This is a genomic window from Nocardia sp. NPDC051321, assembly GCF_044455225.1.
Lineage (GTDB): Bacteria > Actinomycetota > Actinomycetes > Mycobacteriales > Mycobacteriaceae > Nocardia.
This window is the reverse complement of the sequence record NZ_JBITEM010000020.1, coordinates 98,190-112,948: the sequence shown is the minus strand read 5'-3', so window position 1 is coordinate 112,948 and position 14,759 is coordinate 98,190. Positions and strand designations below refer to the sequence as shown.

The following is a 14,759-nucleotide window of genomic DNA, read 5'->3' as shown; positions in this document are numbered from 1 at the left end:
GCCGAATCAGGCGCCCGTCGAGCGCCTTTCGAAGAGCCGATCCCTGGCGACGGACAGCGCGCGGGAGACGGCACCGGTGAGGACCCCGTCGTCGCCGAGCGTGCTGGCGACGATGCGGGGGTGCAGCGGGCCGAGTTCGGCCATCCGGCGCGCGATCGCGTCGCCGAGTAGCTCGAGGTTGTTGCCGATACCGCCGCTGAGCACGACGAGTTCGGGGTCAAGGATCGAGGCGACGGCGGTGATGAGCGCGCCGATCCGCCGTCCCTCGGACTCGACCACCGCCAGGGCGCGTGGGTCGCCCGCGGCCGCCGCGGTGAAGACCTGCTTCGCGGAAGCCCCTGCGAGACCGGCCTGCTCGGCCGTACGCGTGACTCCGCCCGCAGCGGCAACGGTTTCGGTCATGCCGCGCTCGCGGGCATCGAGCGGGGGAGCGTCGACCTCGGTGGCGGGCAGGAACGAAACCTCGCCCGCCGCACCGGTATTGCCGACATAGAGCTCGCCGTTGATCACGATGCCCATGCCGACGCCGGTGCCGACCGAGATGAGCACGAAGTTGCGCACGCCGGCGCCTGCGCCGAAGGTGAGCTCGCCGACGGCGGCGAGATTGATGTCGTTCTCGATGGTCGATTCGACCGCGAGCGCGTCCCGCAGCTGACCGACCAGCCCGGCGCGGCCCCAGCCGGGCAGGTTCTGGGCGTAGTCGAGGCGGCCGGTGCGTGGATTGAGCACGCCGGGACTGCCGATGACCGCGTAGTGCACGTCCGACCAGTCGACGCCGGACTCCTCGGCGACCTCGTCGGCCAGCGCGCGCACCCGCCGCACCAGATCGGCGGCCGAACGGGCCGAGTTGCGCACATCGCGGCGCCCGATGAAATCGCCGCGCAGGTCGGCGATGGCGAGGCGAATCCAGTTGCGGCCGATGTCTATGCCCGCAACCACCCCGGCGCGCACGTTCACGTCGTAGAGTGCGGTGGTCGGCCCCGGCCTGCCGCTGAGCGACCCGACCAACTGCACCAGCCCGGCCTGCTCCAGCCCCGAAAGCGCCGCCGACACTGTCGGTTTCGACAATCCGCTGGCCTTGGCCAGGTCACCGCGCGAGGCAGGCCCACTGAGCCGCAGGTAGTCGAGCAGCAACCGCTCGTTCATCGTCCGAAGGAGCTGGGGATTGCCGACCCTACTCATCAATCCTCCTGCTCGTACCACTGGACACCTCCGTGTTAGTAAACTACCTTTCTTACCAACGCTCAACCGGGCGCTCTCACTCTCCTCTCGGCACGGTGACCTCATGCGTCGAATTCAGCTCCTCACCGCGGCGGCGGCCGCACTCGTCCTGGCGGCAGGCTGTAGCTCTGGCGACAGCACCACAGACGCGAAATCGGGCGGCGACACCCCGACGATCGCGCTGCTGCTCCCGGAATCCAAGACCACCCGTTACGAAGCCTTCGATCGTCCGCTGTTCGAGGCGAAGGTCAAGCAGCTCTGCGACAAGTGCAAGGTGCTCTACTTCAACGCCGATCAAGACGCGGCAAAACAGCAGGGCCAGTTCGAATCCGCGCTCACCCAGGGCGCCGACGTCATCGTCTTCGACGCGGTCAACGCCGATGCCGTTGCGCCACAGGTGAACACGGCGCGGCAGAAGAAAATCCCGGTGATCGCCTACGACCGGCTGATCTCCGGCATCGGCTACGAGTACTACGTGTCGTTCGACAATGTGAAGGTCGGCAGGGTGCAGGGCGAGGCCCTGCTCGCCGAGTTGAACAAGCGCGGCACCGCCGACAAGGGCCAGCTGGTGGTGATCAATGGCTCGCCGACCGACCCAAGCGCGGGCGACTACAAGAAGGGCGCGCACGAGGCGCTGGACGGCAAGGTGAAGATCGGGCGCGAATTCGACACTCCCGATTGGTCTCCCGACAAGGCGCAGCAGCAGATGGAACAGGCCATCACCGCGCTCGGCAAGGACGCGATCGTCGGCGTGTACTCGGCTAACGACGGCATGGCGGGTGGCGCCATCGCGGCGCTGAAGCGGGCAGGCTACGCGACGTTGCCCCCGCTCACCGGTCAGGACGCGGAACTCGCTGGGGTGCAACGGATTCTGACCGGCGAGCAGACCATGACCATCTACCTCGACTACCGTGCCCAGGCGGAGAAGGCGGCCGAACTCGCGGTGGCCGTCGCGAAGGGCGAAAAGCCCACGGCGCCTGCGAAAACCAACAACGGCGCCACCGACATACCGTCGTATCTGCTCGACGCGATCGCGGTCGGCAAGGACAACATCAAGGACACCATCGTCAAGGACGGCCTATACACCGTCGCCGATATCTGCACGCCCGACGTGGCGGCGGCATGCCAGGCCACGGGCATCAAATGACGGCTCCCACAACGGTTCTCTCGGCCCGCGGGCTTACCAAGCGCTACGGCGCGGTGCAGGCGCTGGCCGGCGCGGATCTCGAGGTGCACGCCGGTGAGGTGGTCGCCCTGGTCGGCGACAACGGCGCGGGCAAATCGACTCTGGTGAAGGCGATTTCGGGTGTGACAGTGGCCGACGAGGGGGAGATCGTCTTCGCCGGTTCGACCGTGCGGATCACCCGTCCGCAGGACGCGCAGGCCCTCGGCATCACGACCGTGTTCCAGGATCTCGCACTGTGCGACAACCTAGATGTCGTCGCCAACCTGCATCTCGGTACGGAGACCAGCATTTGCAGCGTGCTCGACGAGATCGAGATGGAACGCAGCGCCCGCGATCTGCTCGCCTCGCTCGACGTGAAGATCAAGGACGTCCGCTCGCCGGTGTCCGCACTGTCCGGCGGGCAGCGGCAGTCGGTCGCCATCGCGCGGGCGCTGCTCGGGCGGCCGCGGATGGTCATTCTCGACGAGCCGACCGCGGCGCTCGGCGTCGAACAGACCGCGCAGGTACTCGCGTTGATCGGCCGATTGCGCGAGCGCGGCCTCGGGGTGCTGTTGATTTCGCACAACCTGGTCGATGTGCGCTCGGTCAGCGACCGCGTGGTGGTGTTGCGGCTCGGCCGGAATGCCGGAGAATTCGAGACCGCTACCGCGACTCAAGAAGATATTGTGGCAGCGATCACGGGAGCAGCTGCATGAGAGAGCGAAGCGAACGAATCATGTCACAGCGTGCGTCGCTTATGACGGAACCGAGCGCCAGCCAGGTGGGGTCATGAGTGACGTCGCAATGAAAAGAACTGTCTGGCAGGGAAACCCAGGACGCGGCTTAGCCGACGCCGCACTGGACCGGCTACGTCGCGGCGAGGTCGGATCGGTACCGGTGGCAATCGGTCTGGTCATCATCGGCATCGTGTTCTACCGGCTCAATGCCCACTTCCTGTCCGCGGAAAACCTCACCAACCTGGCCTTGCAGATGGCCGCCACCGGAACCATCGCGCTCGGCATCGTGCTGGTGCTGCTGCTCGGCGAGATCGACCTCTCCGCCGGCTCGGTCAGCGGCTTGACGGCCGTGACGATGACGCTGCTCTACGTGCGGCACGGCTGGAATGTCGTGCTCGCGGTACTCGCGGCCGTCGCGGTCGGCGCGGCAATCGGCCTGCTGCACGGGCTCATGCGCACGATGCTGAGCATGCCGTCGTTCGTCGTGACGCTGGCCGGCCTGATCGGCTGGCAGGGCATGATGCTGTATCTGCTCGGCAAGGAAGGCACCGTCAACCTGCCGTTCGATCGCGGCATCGCCACCATCAGCGACACCTGGCTGCCGTCCGTCCTCGGCTGGCTGCTGGTGGTGTTGCTCGCGGGCGGGCACCTCGTCGCGAGTCTGGTCACCCGGCATCAACGGGTGCAGGCGGGGCTCGACGCCCCCACGCCGGTCTGGATCGTGGTGCGTTCCGGCGGGTTGGCCGTGCTACTCGGCATCACCGTCGTCGTGCTGAATTCCGATCGCGGCGTGCCACTGACCCTGGTGATCTTCGGCGGACTTGTCCTCGCCCTCGACCTGATCCTGCGGCGCACGGTCTTCGGCCGCCGCATGTACGCGGTCGGCGGCAATGCCGAGGCGGCCCGCCGGGCAGGCATCAACGTCACCGCGATCCGCATCTACGCCTTCGTCGGCTGCTCCGTGCTGGCCACCCTCGGCGGCATCCTCGCCGCTTCCCGGCTGGTCGCGGTCAACCAGAGTTCCGGCGGCAGTGACATCCTGCTCAACGCGATCGCCGCCGCCGTGATCGGTGGCACCAGCCTGTTCGGCGGACGCGGCCGCGCCTACGCCGCGCTGCTGGGAATCCTTGTCATCCAATCGATTACGAACGGAATGCTGCTGCTCAACGTGGACTCCTCAGTGCGCTTCATGGTCACCGGCGCAGTGCTCGCGATCTCGGTCGCCATCGACTCGGTCGCGCGACGCGGCGCCGAGGGAGCGCGCTGAGCGGAGGGCGATCTCACCATCGCCCGTCGGAGGGCGCCTGGGCGCGGCAGGGTTGTCCCGCGTCCAGGCGGTCCTGAACTTGCGGCGGCCTTCGTGTGCACAGCGCACGGAGGCCGCCGCTGTCGTGTGTCCCAGCGAACATCCAGTAACAGACCTGGGCAAGCGACCGACACGGTGGGGAAGTTGTTTTCGAGTTCGGAGCCGTGTGGGTCGGGGTTTGGGAGTGTGTTCGTGGATCGCAGATCGATGTGGGTGGTTCGGGCTCGGGCGGTAGTGCTCGCGGCGTCGTTGTGTGTCGGCGTCGGCATCGCGGCCGGGGCACCGGCGCAGGCGACGGCGTCGAGCGCGCGGTGGGTTGATACACCCGCGGCGCCCGACGGATCGGTGATCGCGCGGGTGGAGGAACCCGACGGACGCAACATTCGGATCTGGGTGCGATCGACGGCGATGAAGGGCGCGACCTTCCCGGTCGACATTCAGCGGCCCGCCGACACCTCGCAAGCCCGGCCGACGCTGTATCTGCTGAACGGCGCGGGCGGCGGTGTCGACGATGCCAGCTGGCAGCTGCGCACCAATGTCCTCGACTTCCTGTCGGACAAGAACATCAACGTGGTCCAGCCGGTCGGCGGGCAGTTCAGCTACTACACCGACTGGCTCGAGGACGATCCGGTACTCGGCCCCAACAAGTGGAAGACCTATCTCACCGAGGAATTGCCGCCGCTGATCGATGCGGCGCTCGGCACCAACAAGGTGAATGCGATCGCGGGTCTTTCGATGGCGGGTACCTCGGTGCTCGCGCTGTCGATCGCGAAGCCGGAGCTGTATCGCAGCGTCGCCTCCTACAGTGGTTGCGCGCAGACCAGCGACCCGATCGGTCAGGCCTTCGTGCAGATGACGGTGGAACGTGGTGGCGGCACCGTCGCCAACATGTGGGGTCCGCCCGACGCCCCGGAGTGGGCGGCCAACGACCCGTTCGTGCACGCGGACAAACTGCGCGGCGTGAACCTGTTCGTCTCCAGCGGCAGCGGACTGCCCGGGGCGCACGACACGCTCGACGGGCCGTTCCAGATCAAGCCGGGCGTCTCGCAGTGGGCCGATCAGCTGGTGGTCGGCGGCGCGATCGAGGCGGGCATCCGAATGTGCTCGGCGAACCTGCAATTCCGGCTTGGCCAGCTCGGTATCCCGGCCACCTTCGACTTCACGCCGACCGGCACGCACTCGTGGGGCTACTGGCAGGACGCGTTCGTCGCGTCTTGGCCGGTGCTCGCCAAGGGTCTCTACAGCTGACGCGCCCGCCGACCGCAGCCGTGTGATCTAGGTCATCCGACGTAGTAGGCTGCGGTCGGCACAGGGTGGGCTAAGGTGAATCGAACAGATGCAGATATGCGCATACGTGGCGGTGATGAAAGCGGGCGGCTAATGGGACATGAACACGAGCACGGGCACAGCCATGGTGGCGGCCACGGACACTCGCACGGGGTGTCCGGTGACGCCGATCGCCGCTGGCTGACGGTCGCGCTGGCGCTGATCGCCGGGTTCATGATGGTCGAGGTCGTGATCGGCTTGCTGGCGAATTCGCTGGCCCTGCTCTCGGACGCGGCACACATGCTGACCGACGCGGCGTCGATCGTGCTCGCGCTCACCGCGATTCGGCTCGCCGCCCGCCCCGCGCGCGGCAAATACACCTACGGCTTCAAGCGCGCCGAGATCCTGTCCGCGCAAGCGAACGGCATCACGCTGCTGGTGCTCGCGGGCTGGCTGACCTACGAGGCCATTCGACGGCTGCTCGATCCGCCGGACGTAACCGGTGGGCTGGTGGTCGCCACCGCGCTGTTCGGCATCGTGGTGAATGTGGCCGCGGCATGGGCGATCAGCAAGGCGAACCGCTCCAGCTTGAATGTCGAGGGCGCGTTCCAGCACGTGCTCAACGATCTGTACGGCTTCATCGCGACCGCCGTCGCGGGCGTCGTCGTGCTGGTCACCGGATTCGCCCGCGCGGACGCGATCGCCACCCTGGTCGTCGTCGCGCTGATGGTGAAGGCCGGCCTCGGCCTGGTCCGCGAGTCGGGCCGCATCTTCTTGGAGGCCGCACCCGCAGGCGTAGACCCGGACGCCCTCGGCCGCCGTCTCGTCGAGATGCCCGGCATCGACGAGGTACACGACTTGCACGTCTGGCAGATCACCTCCGGCAACGTCGCCCTCTCCGCCCACGTCCTCGTCCAGCCCGGCGCCGACTGCCACGGCCTACGCCAGCAGATCGAACGCCTCCTCGACCACGACTACGAAATCACCCACACCACCCTCCAAGTCGACCACTCCCAACTGATCTCCACCACCCCACCCCCCAACCCCGACCGCCTACTCCCGGTCCTCGAAGAACACTGCGACGACTCCCACGGCCCAGTCCACCGCGAACGCGCCTAGACCCCCTCCCCACCCGCCCTTTCGGGATTTACCCAGAGAAGGTGCAGATCCTGAGAAATAGTGCGGATCCTGCCCGCCCGGCGCAGGCGCGCCTCGGAGCCGGTCGCTCCGGGGCGCAACCTGAACGGCCGAAATCCGCACTGACTCTCGGGATCTGCACTGCCTTTAGGGCCCTACTGTAGGTGCACGTCAGGCGCACGCCCTCGCGTTCCCGAAGTGGTCACTTGGCTGTGGTGACGTCTCGAGCATTTTCAAGATCAACCGAGTCGAATGGTCGCCACCCAAGATCGTTGAGCCACTAAATGGCCCACTTTGACGAACGCCCGGTCCCAGGTATGCATTGACGTGAGTCAAATGGTCGCTATCGAAGATCGTTAAGCGACCATTTGACTCACCTCGATAAACGGCAGGGCCCGGGGTGTGTGTTGACGTGAGTTGAATGGTTGCTATTGGAGATCGGGTAGCGGCGAAATGGGTTGGCTTTGTTAGTGGTTCAGGTGGGGGAAAGGGTGTTCGGCTTCGAGGAGGTAGGCGAGTTCTAGGAGGGGGCGTTCGTTGCCTTGGGTGCTGGCTAGTTGGACGCCGATGGGTAGGCCGGTGGGGGTTAGGGCGGCGGGGATGGTGATGGCGGGGGTGCCGGTGATGTTGTTGATGGGGGTGAAGGAGACGTAGGTGCGGAGGCGGGCTAGTAGGTCGTTGAAGGGCACGGTGGGGCTGAGGTGGCCGAGTTCGGGGGTTTCGCGGCCTAGGGTTGGGAGGAGGATGGCGTCGTAAGGGCCAAGGGCGCGTTGGTAAGTGGCGGCGGCGGCGCGTAGGTGGTGCAGCATGATGGGGGCGCGCCATGCGTTGCGGACGAAGTAGCGGCGTAGGCCGAGGGTTAGGTCGTCGAGGCGGGTGGGGGCGAAGCGGCGGTCGGCCAGCTTGCCGGTCGAGGCGATGAAGGTGGCGAGTAGGCCCCAGTACTGCAGGAACGCTGTTTCCAGCGTGGCATCGAAGGGCATCGGCACCGGCTCTACGTGGTGTCCGTGGGATTCCAGTGTGACAGCGACCTTTTCGACGGCGTCGCGGATCGGGCCGGCAGGTACGGGGCCGCCGATGTTCTCCAGCAGCAGCGCGATGCGGAGCCGCTTCGACCCGGGGCCCTCGACATAACCGATCGGCGGCAACGCTGGATTGTGCCAATACTGTTCCGCCGCAGCGGTATACGCGGCAGTGTCGCGTACCGTCCTGGTCAGCACGCCTTCGCTGACGATATTGACCGGCAGCTTGCGCGCCATCGCCGAATCGACGTGCCGTCCTCGGCTCGGTTTCAGTCCGACCAGCCCGGCGCAGGCCGCCGGTATGCGGATCGATCCGCCGCCGTCGTTGCCGTGCGCGATCGGCACCACGCCGGAGGCGACCAGTGCCGCGGCCCCGCCGGACGATCCACCCACTGAATGGCCTGTGTGCCAAGGGTTTCGGGTCGGCCGCGCGAATGGCGGTTCGGTGGTCGCGTTGAAGCCGAACTCGGGCAGGGTGCTCTTGCCGAGCGCTGTCATTCCGGCGCTGAGGAATTGGCGGGCATACGCGCCGTTCTCCTGCGCTATTTTGGCCTTGAACGCTTGCGTGCCCTGGCCGGTCGGCATCCCGACGATGTCGGCATTGTCTTTCACGAACGTCGGAACCCCGTAGAACCGGCCGGTTCGCTCAGCGGGCAGCAGCGGCTTCTCGTAACTCTCGTACGCGACCGCCGCCAACTCCTCGACCTTGCGCGCCCGTTCGATCGCCGCCGCGGCGAGCTCACGCGGACTGCGTTCCCGGCTGCGCACCAACTCGGCCAGTGCGACCGCGTCGTGCTCGCCGAGCGCGTCGTCGGCGAAGGAATGGCGGCGGGTGGTCGGAGCGTCAGGGGTCACTCTTCGAATCTAGCCGCGCGCCACGCGGTGGACCGTCTGTCCAGTGGTGGCCGTCACGCGCATACGGTGGAACGGCAACCCCGCTTGACGAACCGGAAGGAAGTACATGGTCCAGTCGGTCTCCGACCCGCTGCCCCCGCAGGGGCGAATCGGCGCACTGCTGTTCGCGCTTCCGCCTGCGGGGCGGCGCTGGAGTCCGGGTCTGCGGTCCGCGCTGGCCTTCGCGCTGCCTGCCGCGGTGGTCGTCGCGACGGGGCATCCGCAGCAGGCGTTGTTCGTGCTGTTCGGTGCTTTCGCGGTGATGTACGGCGAGCGCAGGGCTTATCGCATGCGCGCGGGGGTGGTGCTCGTCGCAGGCCTCGCACTGCTCGCGTCGTGCGCTGTCGGCGCGCTGCTCGGGCACGGTCTTTCCGGTGGACTCGGCGCTTCGCTGCTCACGGTGTCCCTGCTGACGATGGTCGCGGTGGTTGCCGTCTACGCGATCGACGCGCTACGACTTGGCGCGCCGGGCGCACTGCTCTTCGTGATCGCCTGCGGCGGCGCCATGATGGCCGCCGAGGCGGGCGTATCGACGACGGCGCTGTTGTCCTGCACCGCATTCGGCGTCGGCGCGTCCGTGCTCGCGTCGATGGCCGGAGTACTGCGGGATCGCCGCAAGCCCGAGCGGGTTGCCGTCGAGGCCGCGATCCGTGCGGTGGACGCCTATCTGTCGGCGCGGGAGTCGGGCCGGCCCGCCATCGACCTGCGACATCAGGCGGGCGGCGCGGTCGCGGAGGCGTGGGCCGCGGTGTACGACGCGGGACTGCCGAGCAGAACACCGGATTCGGAACTCCTGGCGACTCTGGTCGCGGCCCGCCGCCGCCTCGCCGGTCCGGTTTACGACGACACCAACGACCTGGTTGTCGACCCACTGATCTCGTTCGTCCGCCCCGGCGTCTGGTTCCGGCTGCGCCGATCGCTGTCGTTCGATGCGCACGCCACCATCAGCGCCTTCCGCGTCGGCATCGCCTGCCTGCTCGCGGGCGGACTCAGCGCGCTGCTCGGCCAGGACCGCCCGCACTGGGCGGTGTTCACCGCGCTGATGGTGTTGCAGATCGGACCGGATCGAGTCCGCGGCAAGGTGCGTGGCATCCACCGCTTCGTCGGCACGGTCGTCGGCTTGGTGCTCTTCGGTGTGGTGCACCAGCTCGCGCTCACCGGCTATGCCCTCATCGCGCTGGTGGCGGCGTTGGTGTTCTGCATGGAGCTGTTCGTGCCGCGCAACTACGCGCTCGCCGCGATCTTCATCACGCCGATCGCACTGCTCGCGGTCGGCTCGACGCCAGACGGTGCCGTCGCACCGCTGATCCGAGATCGCTTCATCGAGACCGTGCTCGGTGTCGGCGTCGCGGTGCTCGTCCCGCATGTCGTTGTGCCGCGCGCACATCGGCGCACCTTCCGGTGGATCGAGATGCGCGTCTGCGCCGTCGCTCGCGCCCTGTTGGAACTGTCGCGCACCCAGCCCGCCGGTGCCCCCGCGGTCGCGCTGATCCAGCAGCTGCAATTCGAACTGGTCGGGGTCGCCCGCACCGGAATCGACTCGGCCACCGAGGAGCCGCGGTGGACCAGCGCACACTGGCCGACGCACGCCGCCACCGCACATCTCGGCTACGACCTGCTCGCCGCCTATTGGGAATTGCCGCCCGGCGCACTGCTTCCCGACCCGGACCGCTGGGTGGCGGCATTCGACGCGCTGACGCCTGTTTCCGACACTCGGTAGCGCTGCTAGCGTTCGAGCATGCAGGACAGTGTGACAGTGCGAATGGCCGCGCCCGCCGACAAGATATGGGAGTTGGTCAGCGATATCACGAATACCGGACGGTTCAGTCCGGAGACTTTCGAGGCCGAATGGCTCGGCGGCGCTACCGGACCCGCAGTCGGGGTGAAGTTCCGCGGGCACGTCAACCGCAACGGCTGGGGTGTGAAGTATTGGACCGTGTGCCGGATCATCGCGTGCGAGCCGGGGCGCGAATTCACGTTCACGGTGCTCGGGCCCGGCGGGATGTCGATCAATACCTGGAGCTATCGGTTCGAGCCGGTCGAAGGCGGCACCGATGTCACCGAGTCGTTCCAGCTGCACAGCAATCCGATGCTGCGGGTGTACTGGTTGCTGGCCGGTCGGGCGCGCAACAAGACGAACGTCAACGGAATGCGAGAGACGTTGAACCGGATCAAGGCGTTCGTCGAATAGCGGTCAGTTCACGCAGGGGATCGTGCTGCCGATCGTCGTCGTAACCGGCTTGCCTGCATCGGGTGCGGGCTCGCCCGTGGTGGTGGGCGTCGGCGATGTCGTTGTCGAGGTGGTCGAGTCCGAACTCGTGGTCAACTCGGCGGGCATCGTGAAGTCACTCCCGATGACGACTTGAATGTGACCAGATTGCACGTTCGACGAAACGGTCGCGGTGAGTCCGCCGAGTGTCTCGGCCAATTGGGTGGCGTCCGCCTCGGCGCCCGCGCCATAGGCCACCGTGGTCGTCGTCATGGTGGTGCCGAGGTTCCCGACCTCACCCTCGCGATAGCCCCGCTTCGTCAGCGCGGTGGACAGTTTTCCGGCCACGCCCGCCCCGCTGCCCGCGTTCTTCACATCGACCGTGCTGGTCGGCGTGTGCGCCGGTGTAGTGCTCGGCGTTGCGATCCCGAACGCGGCCCGCACTTCCTTCTTGATGGCGGCCGGATCGATGATGTTGACGTCCTGCTCGTTGATGGTGTCGTAGCGCAGTACCGGCAGCGTCCGGAACTCGACCGACATCGAGCCCGCGCCCCCGAGGTTCTGCGCGAAATCGAGCAGGTCCCAATTGTCGGACAGCACCACGTCCTGGTGCGCCACCTTCATCAGCTCGGTCACCTTGCTGACATTGGTCAGCGTCCCGGAATCCTTGAGCGACTTGGCAACCGAGGTGAGATATGCCTGCTGCCGGTGCGTCCGGTCGAGGTCGCCGTTCTCCAGCTCGTGGCGCTGCCGGACGAACGCGAGCGCCTCGGAACCGTTGAGGTGCTGCGGCCCGGCGGGGAACTTGGCGCCGGAGAAGTAGCTGTCGTCGACGGCCTTGTTCAGGCACACGTCGACGCCGCCCAGCGCCTCGGCCAGGTGGTAGAAACCGGCGAGGGCCACCTCGGCGAACCGGTCGATCGGCACGCCGGTCAGGTTGCGCACGGCGGACACGATAGACGCCCGCCCCGCCTCGCGGCCCGCGTGTTCCAGGGTGACCTGATCCTTCTCGCCGTTGGCGATCAGCTTGGCCTCCGCCGCCGCCTTCTTCAGGCCGTACGCCTCTTTGATCTTGACGTGGTCGTAGCCGGGAATGTTGGACACCGCGACGTAGTCGTCGCGCGGAATGGAGAACGCGATGATGTGCTGCATGTTCGCCGGAATGTGCAGCAGGATGAGCGAGTTGGCGTTGTAGCCGCCCTCGTCGCCGTCGCCCGCGTGCAGCTGGTCCAGGATCGCCTTCGGCAGGTTGTTGCCGTTCTGATCTTTGCGGGTGTCCAGGCCGATCAGCAGGATGTTGAGGTCGCCGCCCAGCGAGTGCGGTGCGTCCTCGCCGATCGCCTCCGAGCGGCCGAACCCGTTGTTGAAGTCGACCTTGGCCGACCAGGCGAACCCGGTACCGGACAGCACCGCGAGCGCGGTGACCGAGACGACGACCCGCACCGCGACCTTCGCCGCCTGCTTGGCCCGATGGGGTTTTGCCGCGACTCGGCGCGCTTTCGGCGCGGCCCGCCGATGGCGCGCCGGCCGTGCGGGCGGGTCGGTGACCCGGGCAAACTCCACTGTGTCGTCATCGTTCAACGCCGCGGACTCTGTGCCCCGCGCTTTTCTCGGCACTCGCGCCACGGATCGTTCCTCGCCGTCTTGTTCTTCGTCCGACTCGTTCGAGAGTACGCACGCGCGCGTAATACCCAGATCATCGGCGTTATATAGCGGCGTTCGCGGGCACCTACCCAGCAACTATTGGCCGTGATCACCGCGTCGGCTCTAGGCTCGAGATCATGTCTGCTCCCGTGCTTCTCGTGCTCGGCGCCGGTCCCGGTGTCGGATTGGCCGTTGCCCGACTCTTCGCCGACGACGGCTATGCCGTGTTTCTGGCCTGCCGCCTGCCGGAGGAGGCCGAGCCGCTGGCCGAACAGTTACGCGGCGAGGGATTCGACGCGGAGGGGGTCGGCGTCGACCTGTCCGACCCGGCCGACATCGCGCGCGTGGTGACCGCGGTGGGGGAGCAGCACGGCCGGATCGACGTGCTGCATTTCAACCCGAGCATGTTCCGGCAGTCGGACCCGCTGCAGCTGTCGGTGCCGGAGTTGATCGAGGACTTCACCGTCGGCGCCGCCGCGCTGCTGCCCGCCGTGCAGGCGGCGCTGCCGTTCTTCGCCGCGGGCGCACGGGTGCTGGTCACCGGGAGTGCGGCGGCGGACAAGCCGTGGCATCAGGCCGCGTCGCTCGGCGTGCAGAAGGCGGCGGTCCGCAACCTGGTCACCAGCCTGGATACGACATTGGCGCCCAAGGGTTTTCGGGCGGTGGCGGTGCAGATCAACGGCGTGCTCGGCGAGGGTGCGTTCACCAGGGAACGGGTCGCCGAGGCGCTGCACTCCGCCGCCGTCCGGCCGCTGGACGACTGGACGCCGCACACGTCCTATGACGGTTAGCGTGGCCGGATCGCGGCGTATTCGATCGGCATCTGCGCCGGGCCGCGCAGGTTCACGTGTTCGCGATAGACCGGCGGATCCGTGGGCAGGCGCGGTGCTTCGACGCGCTGGCTGAACCGGGTGAGCGCCACCCGCGCCTCCAGCCGGGCCAGTGGCGCGCCGAGGCAGAAGTGCGTGCCGAGCCCGAAGGCCAGGTGGCGGTTGTCGCGCGACGGGTCGAACCGGTCCGGGTCGGGGAACGCGGCGGGGTCGCGCTGCGCGGCGGCGATCAGCATCACCACCAGATCGCCGCGGTGCACGGCGAGCTCGCCCACCGTCAGATCGTCGGCGGCGATCCGCGGAATCAGCTGGACCGGCGGATCGAAGCGCAGCGTCTCCTCGACAACACCCTGTGCCCGTTCGGGATTCGCGCGCAGCGCGGCGAGTTCGGCAGGGCGGCGCAGCAGTGCGAGGGTCGCGTTCGCGATCAGGTTGACCGTGGTCTCGTGCCCGGCGACGAGCAGCAGCGCGCAGGTGGAGATCAGCTCGTCGTGGGTGAGTGTGTCTCCGGCGTCCTCCGCCGCGAGCAGCTGCGAAAGCAGGTCCGGTCCCGGTGTGGCGCGGCGGCGTTCGGTCAGCCGCTCGAAATAGGTGCTGAGTTCGGTTCCGGCGCGCTGCAATTCGACCGGATCGACCCGGTGCTCGGGCGCGTGACGCGAGGTGGGGTCCAGCGTGCGCGACAGTAACGATGACCAATGACTCAGTTGCGCTTCGTCTTCCAGCGGCACGCCGAGCAATTCGCAGATGACGGTCACCGGCAGCGGATAGGCGAACTCGGTGACGGCGTCGAATGTCCCTGCCGCCGAGTGCTTGTCGAGGATGTCGTCGACGAGCTCGGTGATCCGTGGCTCGAGCTGCTGCACTACGCGCGGGGTGAAGGCCTTCGACACCAACCGCCGCAGCCGGGTGTGGTCCGGCGGATCGAGGAACACAAAAGACGGCTTCGCCTGCTCCGCGGTGGTTTTCGAGGAGTCGTAGATCGGCATCGAGCTGAGTTGCAGCTTCCCGAGCGAGCGGTCGACGCTCACCCTCGGGTCGCGCAGCACGGCCGCGCAGTCGGCGTGGCCGGGCACGATGACGACCGGTGCCGTGCCGATCCGGAACGGCCCGCGCTCCCGCAACCGCGCGAACAGGGGATAGGGGTTTGGCCGCTCGGCCGGATCGAGTAAACGGATGTAGTCGGCGATCGACTGTTCTGCTGACGTCATGGGGCTCCCACCTCATCGACCCGGCGGCAACCGGTCGTGCCCTTGCCGCGCTCGGATAAGTAGTAGTATTCCGATACCGACAGTAGGAATGCAATACCGAAAGCGAATGCGAAGATATCC

12 protein-coding genes are annotated in these 14,759 nt (G+C 67.4%); 8 read left to right on the top strand and 4 right to left on the bottom strand.

Annotated features, from left to right (window positions below):
* Positions 1-6: 6 nt before the first annotated feature.
* Positions 7-1,182: an ROK family protein gene (locus tag ACIA8C_RS38060; RefSeq protein ID WP_397143429.1), complete on the bottom strand. Its 1,176-nt coding sequence runs from the start codon at positions 1,180-1,182 to the stop codon at positions 7-9.
* A 103-nt stretch (positions 1,183-1,285) separates the two neighbouring features.
* On the opposite strand from ACIA8C_RS38060, the gene ACIA8C_RS38055 reads away from it, so the two are divergent.
* The 5 genes from ACIA8C_RS38055 to ACIA8C_RS38035 all read left to right on the top strand — a co-directional run bounded on the left by ACIA8C_RS38055 (position 1,286) and on the right by ACIA8C_RS38035 (position 6,814).
* Positions 1,286-2,368 (top strand): sugar ABC transporter substrate-binding protein, encoded by a 1,083-nt coding sequence (locus tag ACIA8C_RS38055; protein ID WP_397143427.1) that lies wholly within the window; start codon positions 1,286-1,288, stop codon positions 2,366-2,368.
* On the top strand, positions 2,365-3,102 hold the full coding sequence (locus ACIA8C_RS38050; protein WP_397143425.1) for an ATP-binding cassette domain-containing protein: 738 nt from the start codon (positions 2,365-2,367) through the stop codon (positions 3,100-3,102). Before ACIA8C_RS38055 ends, ACIA8C_RS38050 begins: the two co-directional genes overlap by 4 nt.
* A gap of 73 nt (positions 3,103-3,175) precedes the next feature.
* Positions 3,176-4,390 (top strand): sugar ABC transporter permease, encoded by a 1,215-nt coding sequence (locus ACIA8C_RS38045; protein WP_397143423.1) that lies wholly within the window; start codon positions 3,176-3,178, stop codon positions 4,388-4,390.
* A gap of 246 nt (positions 4,391-4,636) precedes the next feature.
* Positions 4,637-5,677, top strand: a complete 1,041-nt coding sequence (locus ACIA8C_RS38040; protein WP_397143521.1) for an alpha/beta hydrolase — start codon at positions 4,637-4,639, stop codon at positions 5,675-5,677.
* Positions 5,678-5,809: 132 nt separating this feature from the next.
* Positions 5,810-6,814 carry a cation diffusion facilitator family transporter gene (locus ACIA8C_RS38035; protein WP_397143421.1) on the top strand — a complete coding sequence of 335 codons (1,005 nt, stop codon included), beginning with the start codon at positions 5,810-5,812 and terminating at the stop codon, positions 6,812-6,814.
* Positions 6,815-7,299: 485 nt separating this feature from the next.
* On the opposite strand, the gene ACIA8C_RS38030 is transcribed toward ACIA8C_RS38035, so the two are convergent.
* A complete protein-coding gene (locus ACIA8C_RS38030; protein ID WP_397143419.1) occupies positions 7,300-8,709 on the bottom strand; it encodes an amidase in 1,410 nt (469 codons plus the stop codon).
* Between the two features lie 106 nt (positions 8,710-8,815).
* Here ACIA8C_RS38030 and ACIA8C_RS38025 point away from each other — a divergent pair, with 106 nt between their 5' ends.
* Both ACIA8C_RS38025 and ACIA8C_RS38020 read left to right on the top strand, forming a co-directional pair.
* Entirely contained in the window at positions 8,816-10,468 is a 1,653-nt protein-coding gene (locus tag ACIA8C_RS38025) for an FUSC family protein (protein WP_397143417.1), read from the top strand.
* A gap of 18 nt (positions 10,469-10,486) precedes the next feature.
* The gene (locus ACIA8C_RS38020; protein ID WP_397143415.1) at positions 10,487-10,939 is read left to right on the top strand and encodes an SRPBCC family protein; all 453 of its coding nucleotides are present in this window, start codon (positions 10,487-10,489) and stop codon (positions 10,937-10,939) included.
* A gap of 3 nt (positions 10,940-10,942) precedes the next feature.
* Here the strand turns inward: ACIA8C_RS38020 and ACIA8C_RS38015 are convergent, their stop codons facing one another.
* Positions 10,943-12,520, bottom strand: coding sequence for an LCP family protein (locus ACIA8C_RS38015; protein ID WP_397143519.1), 1,578 nt, complete (start codon positions 12,518-12,520; stop codon positions 10,943-10,945).
* Between the two features lie 218 nt (positions 12,521-12,738).
* Between ACIA8C_RS38015 and ACIA8C_RS38010 the strand changes: the two genes are divergently transcribed.
* Entirely contained in the window at positions 12,739-13,392 is a 654-nt protein-coding gene (locus tag ACIA8C_RS38010; RefSeq protein WP_397143413.1) for an SDR family NAD(P)-dependent oxidoreductase, read from the top strand.
* On the opposite strand, the gene ACIA8C_RS38005 is transcribed toward ACIA8C_RS38010, so the two are convergent.
* Positions 13,389-14,639: a cytochrome P450 gene (locus ACIA8C_RS38005; protein ID WP_397143411.1), complete on the bottom strand. Its 1,251-nt coding sequence runs from the start codon at positions 14,637-14,639 to the stop codon at positions 13,389-13,391. The genes ACIA8C_RS38010 and ACIA8C_RS38005 overlap by 4 nt on opposite strands.
* Positions 14,640-14,759: the final 120 nt, after the last annotated feature.

Excerpts from the sequence above, each read along its gene's own strand:
- ACIA8C_RS38060 (WP_397143429.1), bottom strand. The coding sequence starts at position 1,182 with ATGAGTAGGGTCGGCAATCCCCAGCTCCTTCGGACGATGAACGAGCGG.
- ACIA8C_RS38055 (WP_397143427.1), top strand. The coding sequence starts at position 1,286 with ATGCGTCGAATTCAGCTCCTCACCGCGGCGGCGGCCGCACTCGTCCTG.
- ACIA8C_RS38050 (WP_397143425.1), top strand. The coding sequence starts at position 2,365 with ATGACGGCTCCCACAACGGTTCTCTCGGCCCGCGGGCTTACCAAGCGC.
- ACIA8C_RS38045 (WP_397143423.1), top strand. The coding sequence starts at position 3,176 with ATGAGTGACGTCGCAATGAAAAGAACTGTCTGGCAGGGAAACCCAGGA.
- ACIA8C_RS38040 (WP_397143521.1), top strand. The coding sequence starts at position 4,637 with ATGTGGGTGGTTCGGGCTCGGGCGGTAGTGCTCGCGGCGTCGTTGTGT.
- ACIA8C_RS38035 (WP_397143421.1), top strand. The coding sequence starts at position 5,810 with ATGGGACATGAACACGAGCACGGGCACAGCCATGGTGGCGGCCACGGA.
- ACIA8C_RS38025 (WP_397143417.1), top strand. The coding sequence starts at position 8,816 with ATGGTCCAGTCGGTCTCCGACCCGCTGCCCCCGCAGGGGCGAATCGGC.
- ACIA8C_RS38020 (WP_397143415.1), top strand. The coding sequence starts at position 10,487 with ATGCAGGACAGTGTGACAGTGCGAATGGCCGCGCCCGCCGACAAGATA.
- ACIA8C_RS38010 (WP_397143413.1), top strand. The coding sequence starts at position 12,739 with ATGTCTGCTCCCGTGCTTCTCGTGCTCGGCGCCGGTCCCGGTGTCGGA.
- ACIA8C_RS38005 (WP_397143411.1), bottom strand. The coding sequence starts at position 14,639 with ATGACGTCAGCAGAACAGTCGATCGCCGACTACATCCGTTTACTCGAT.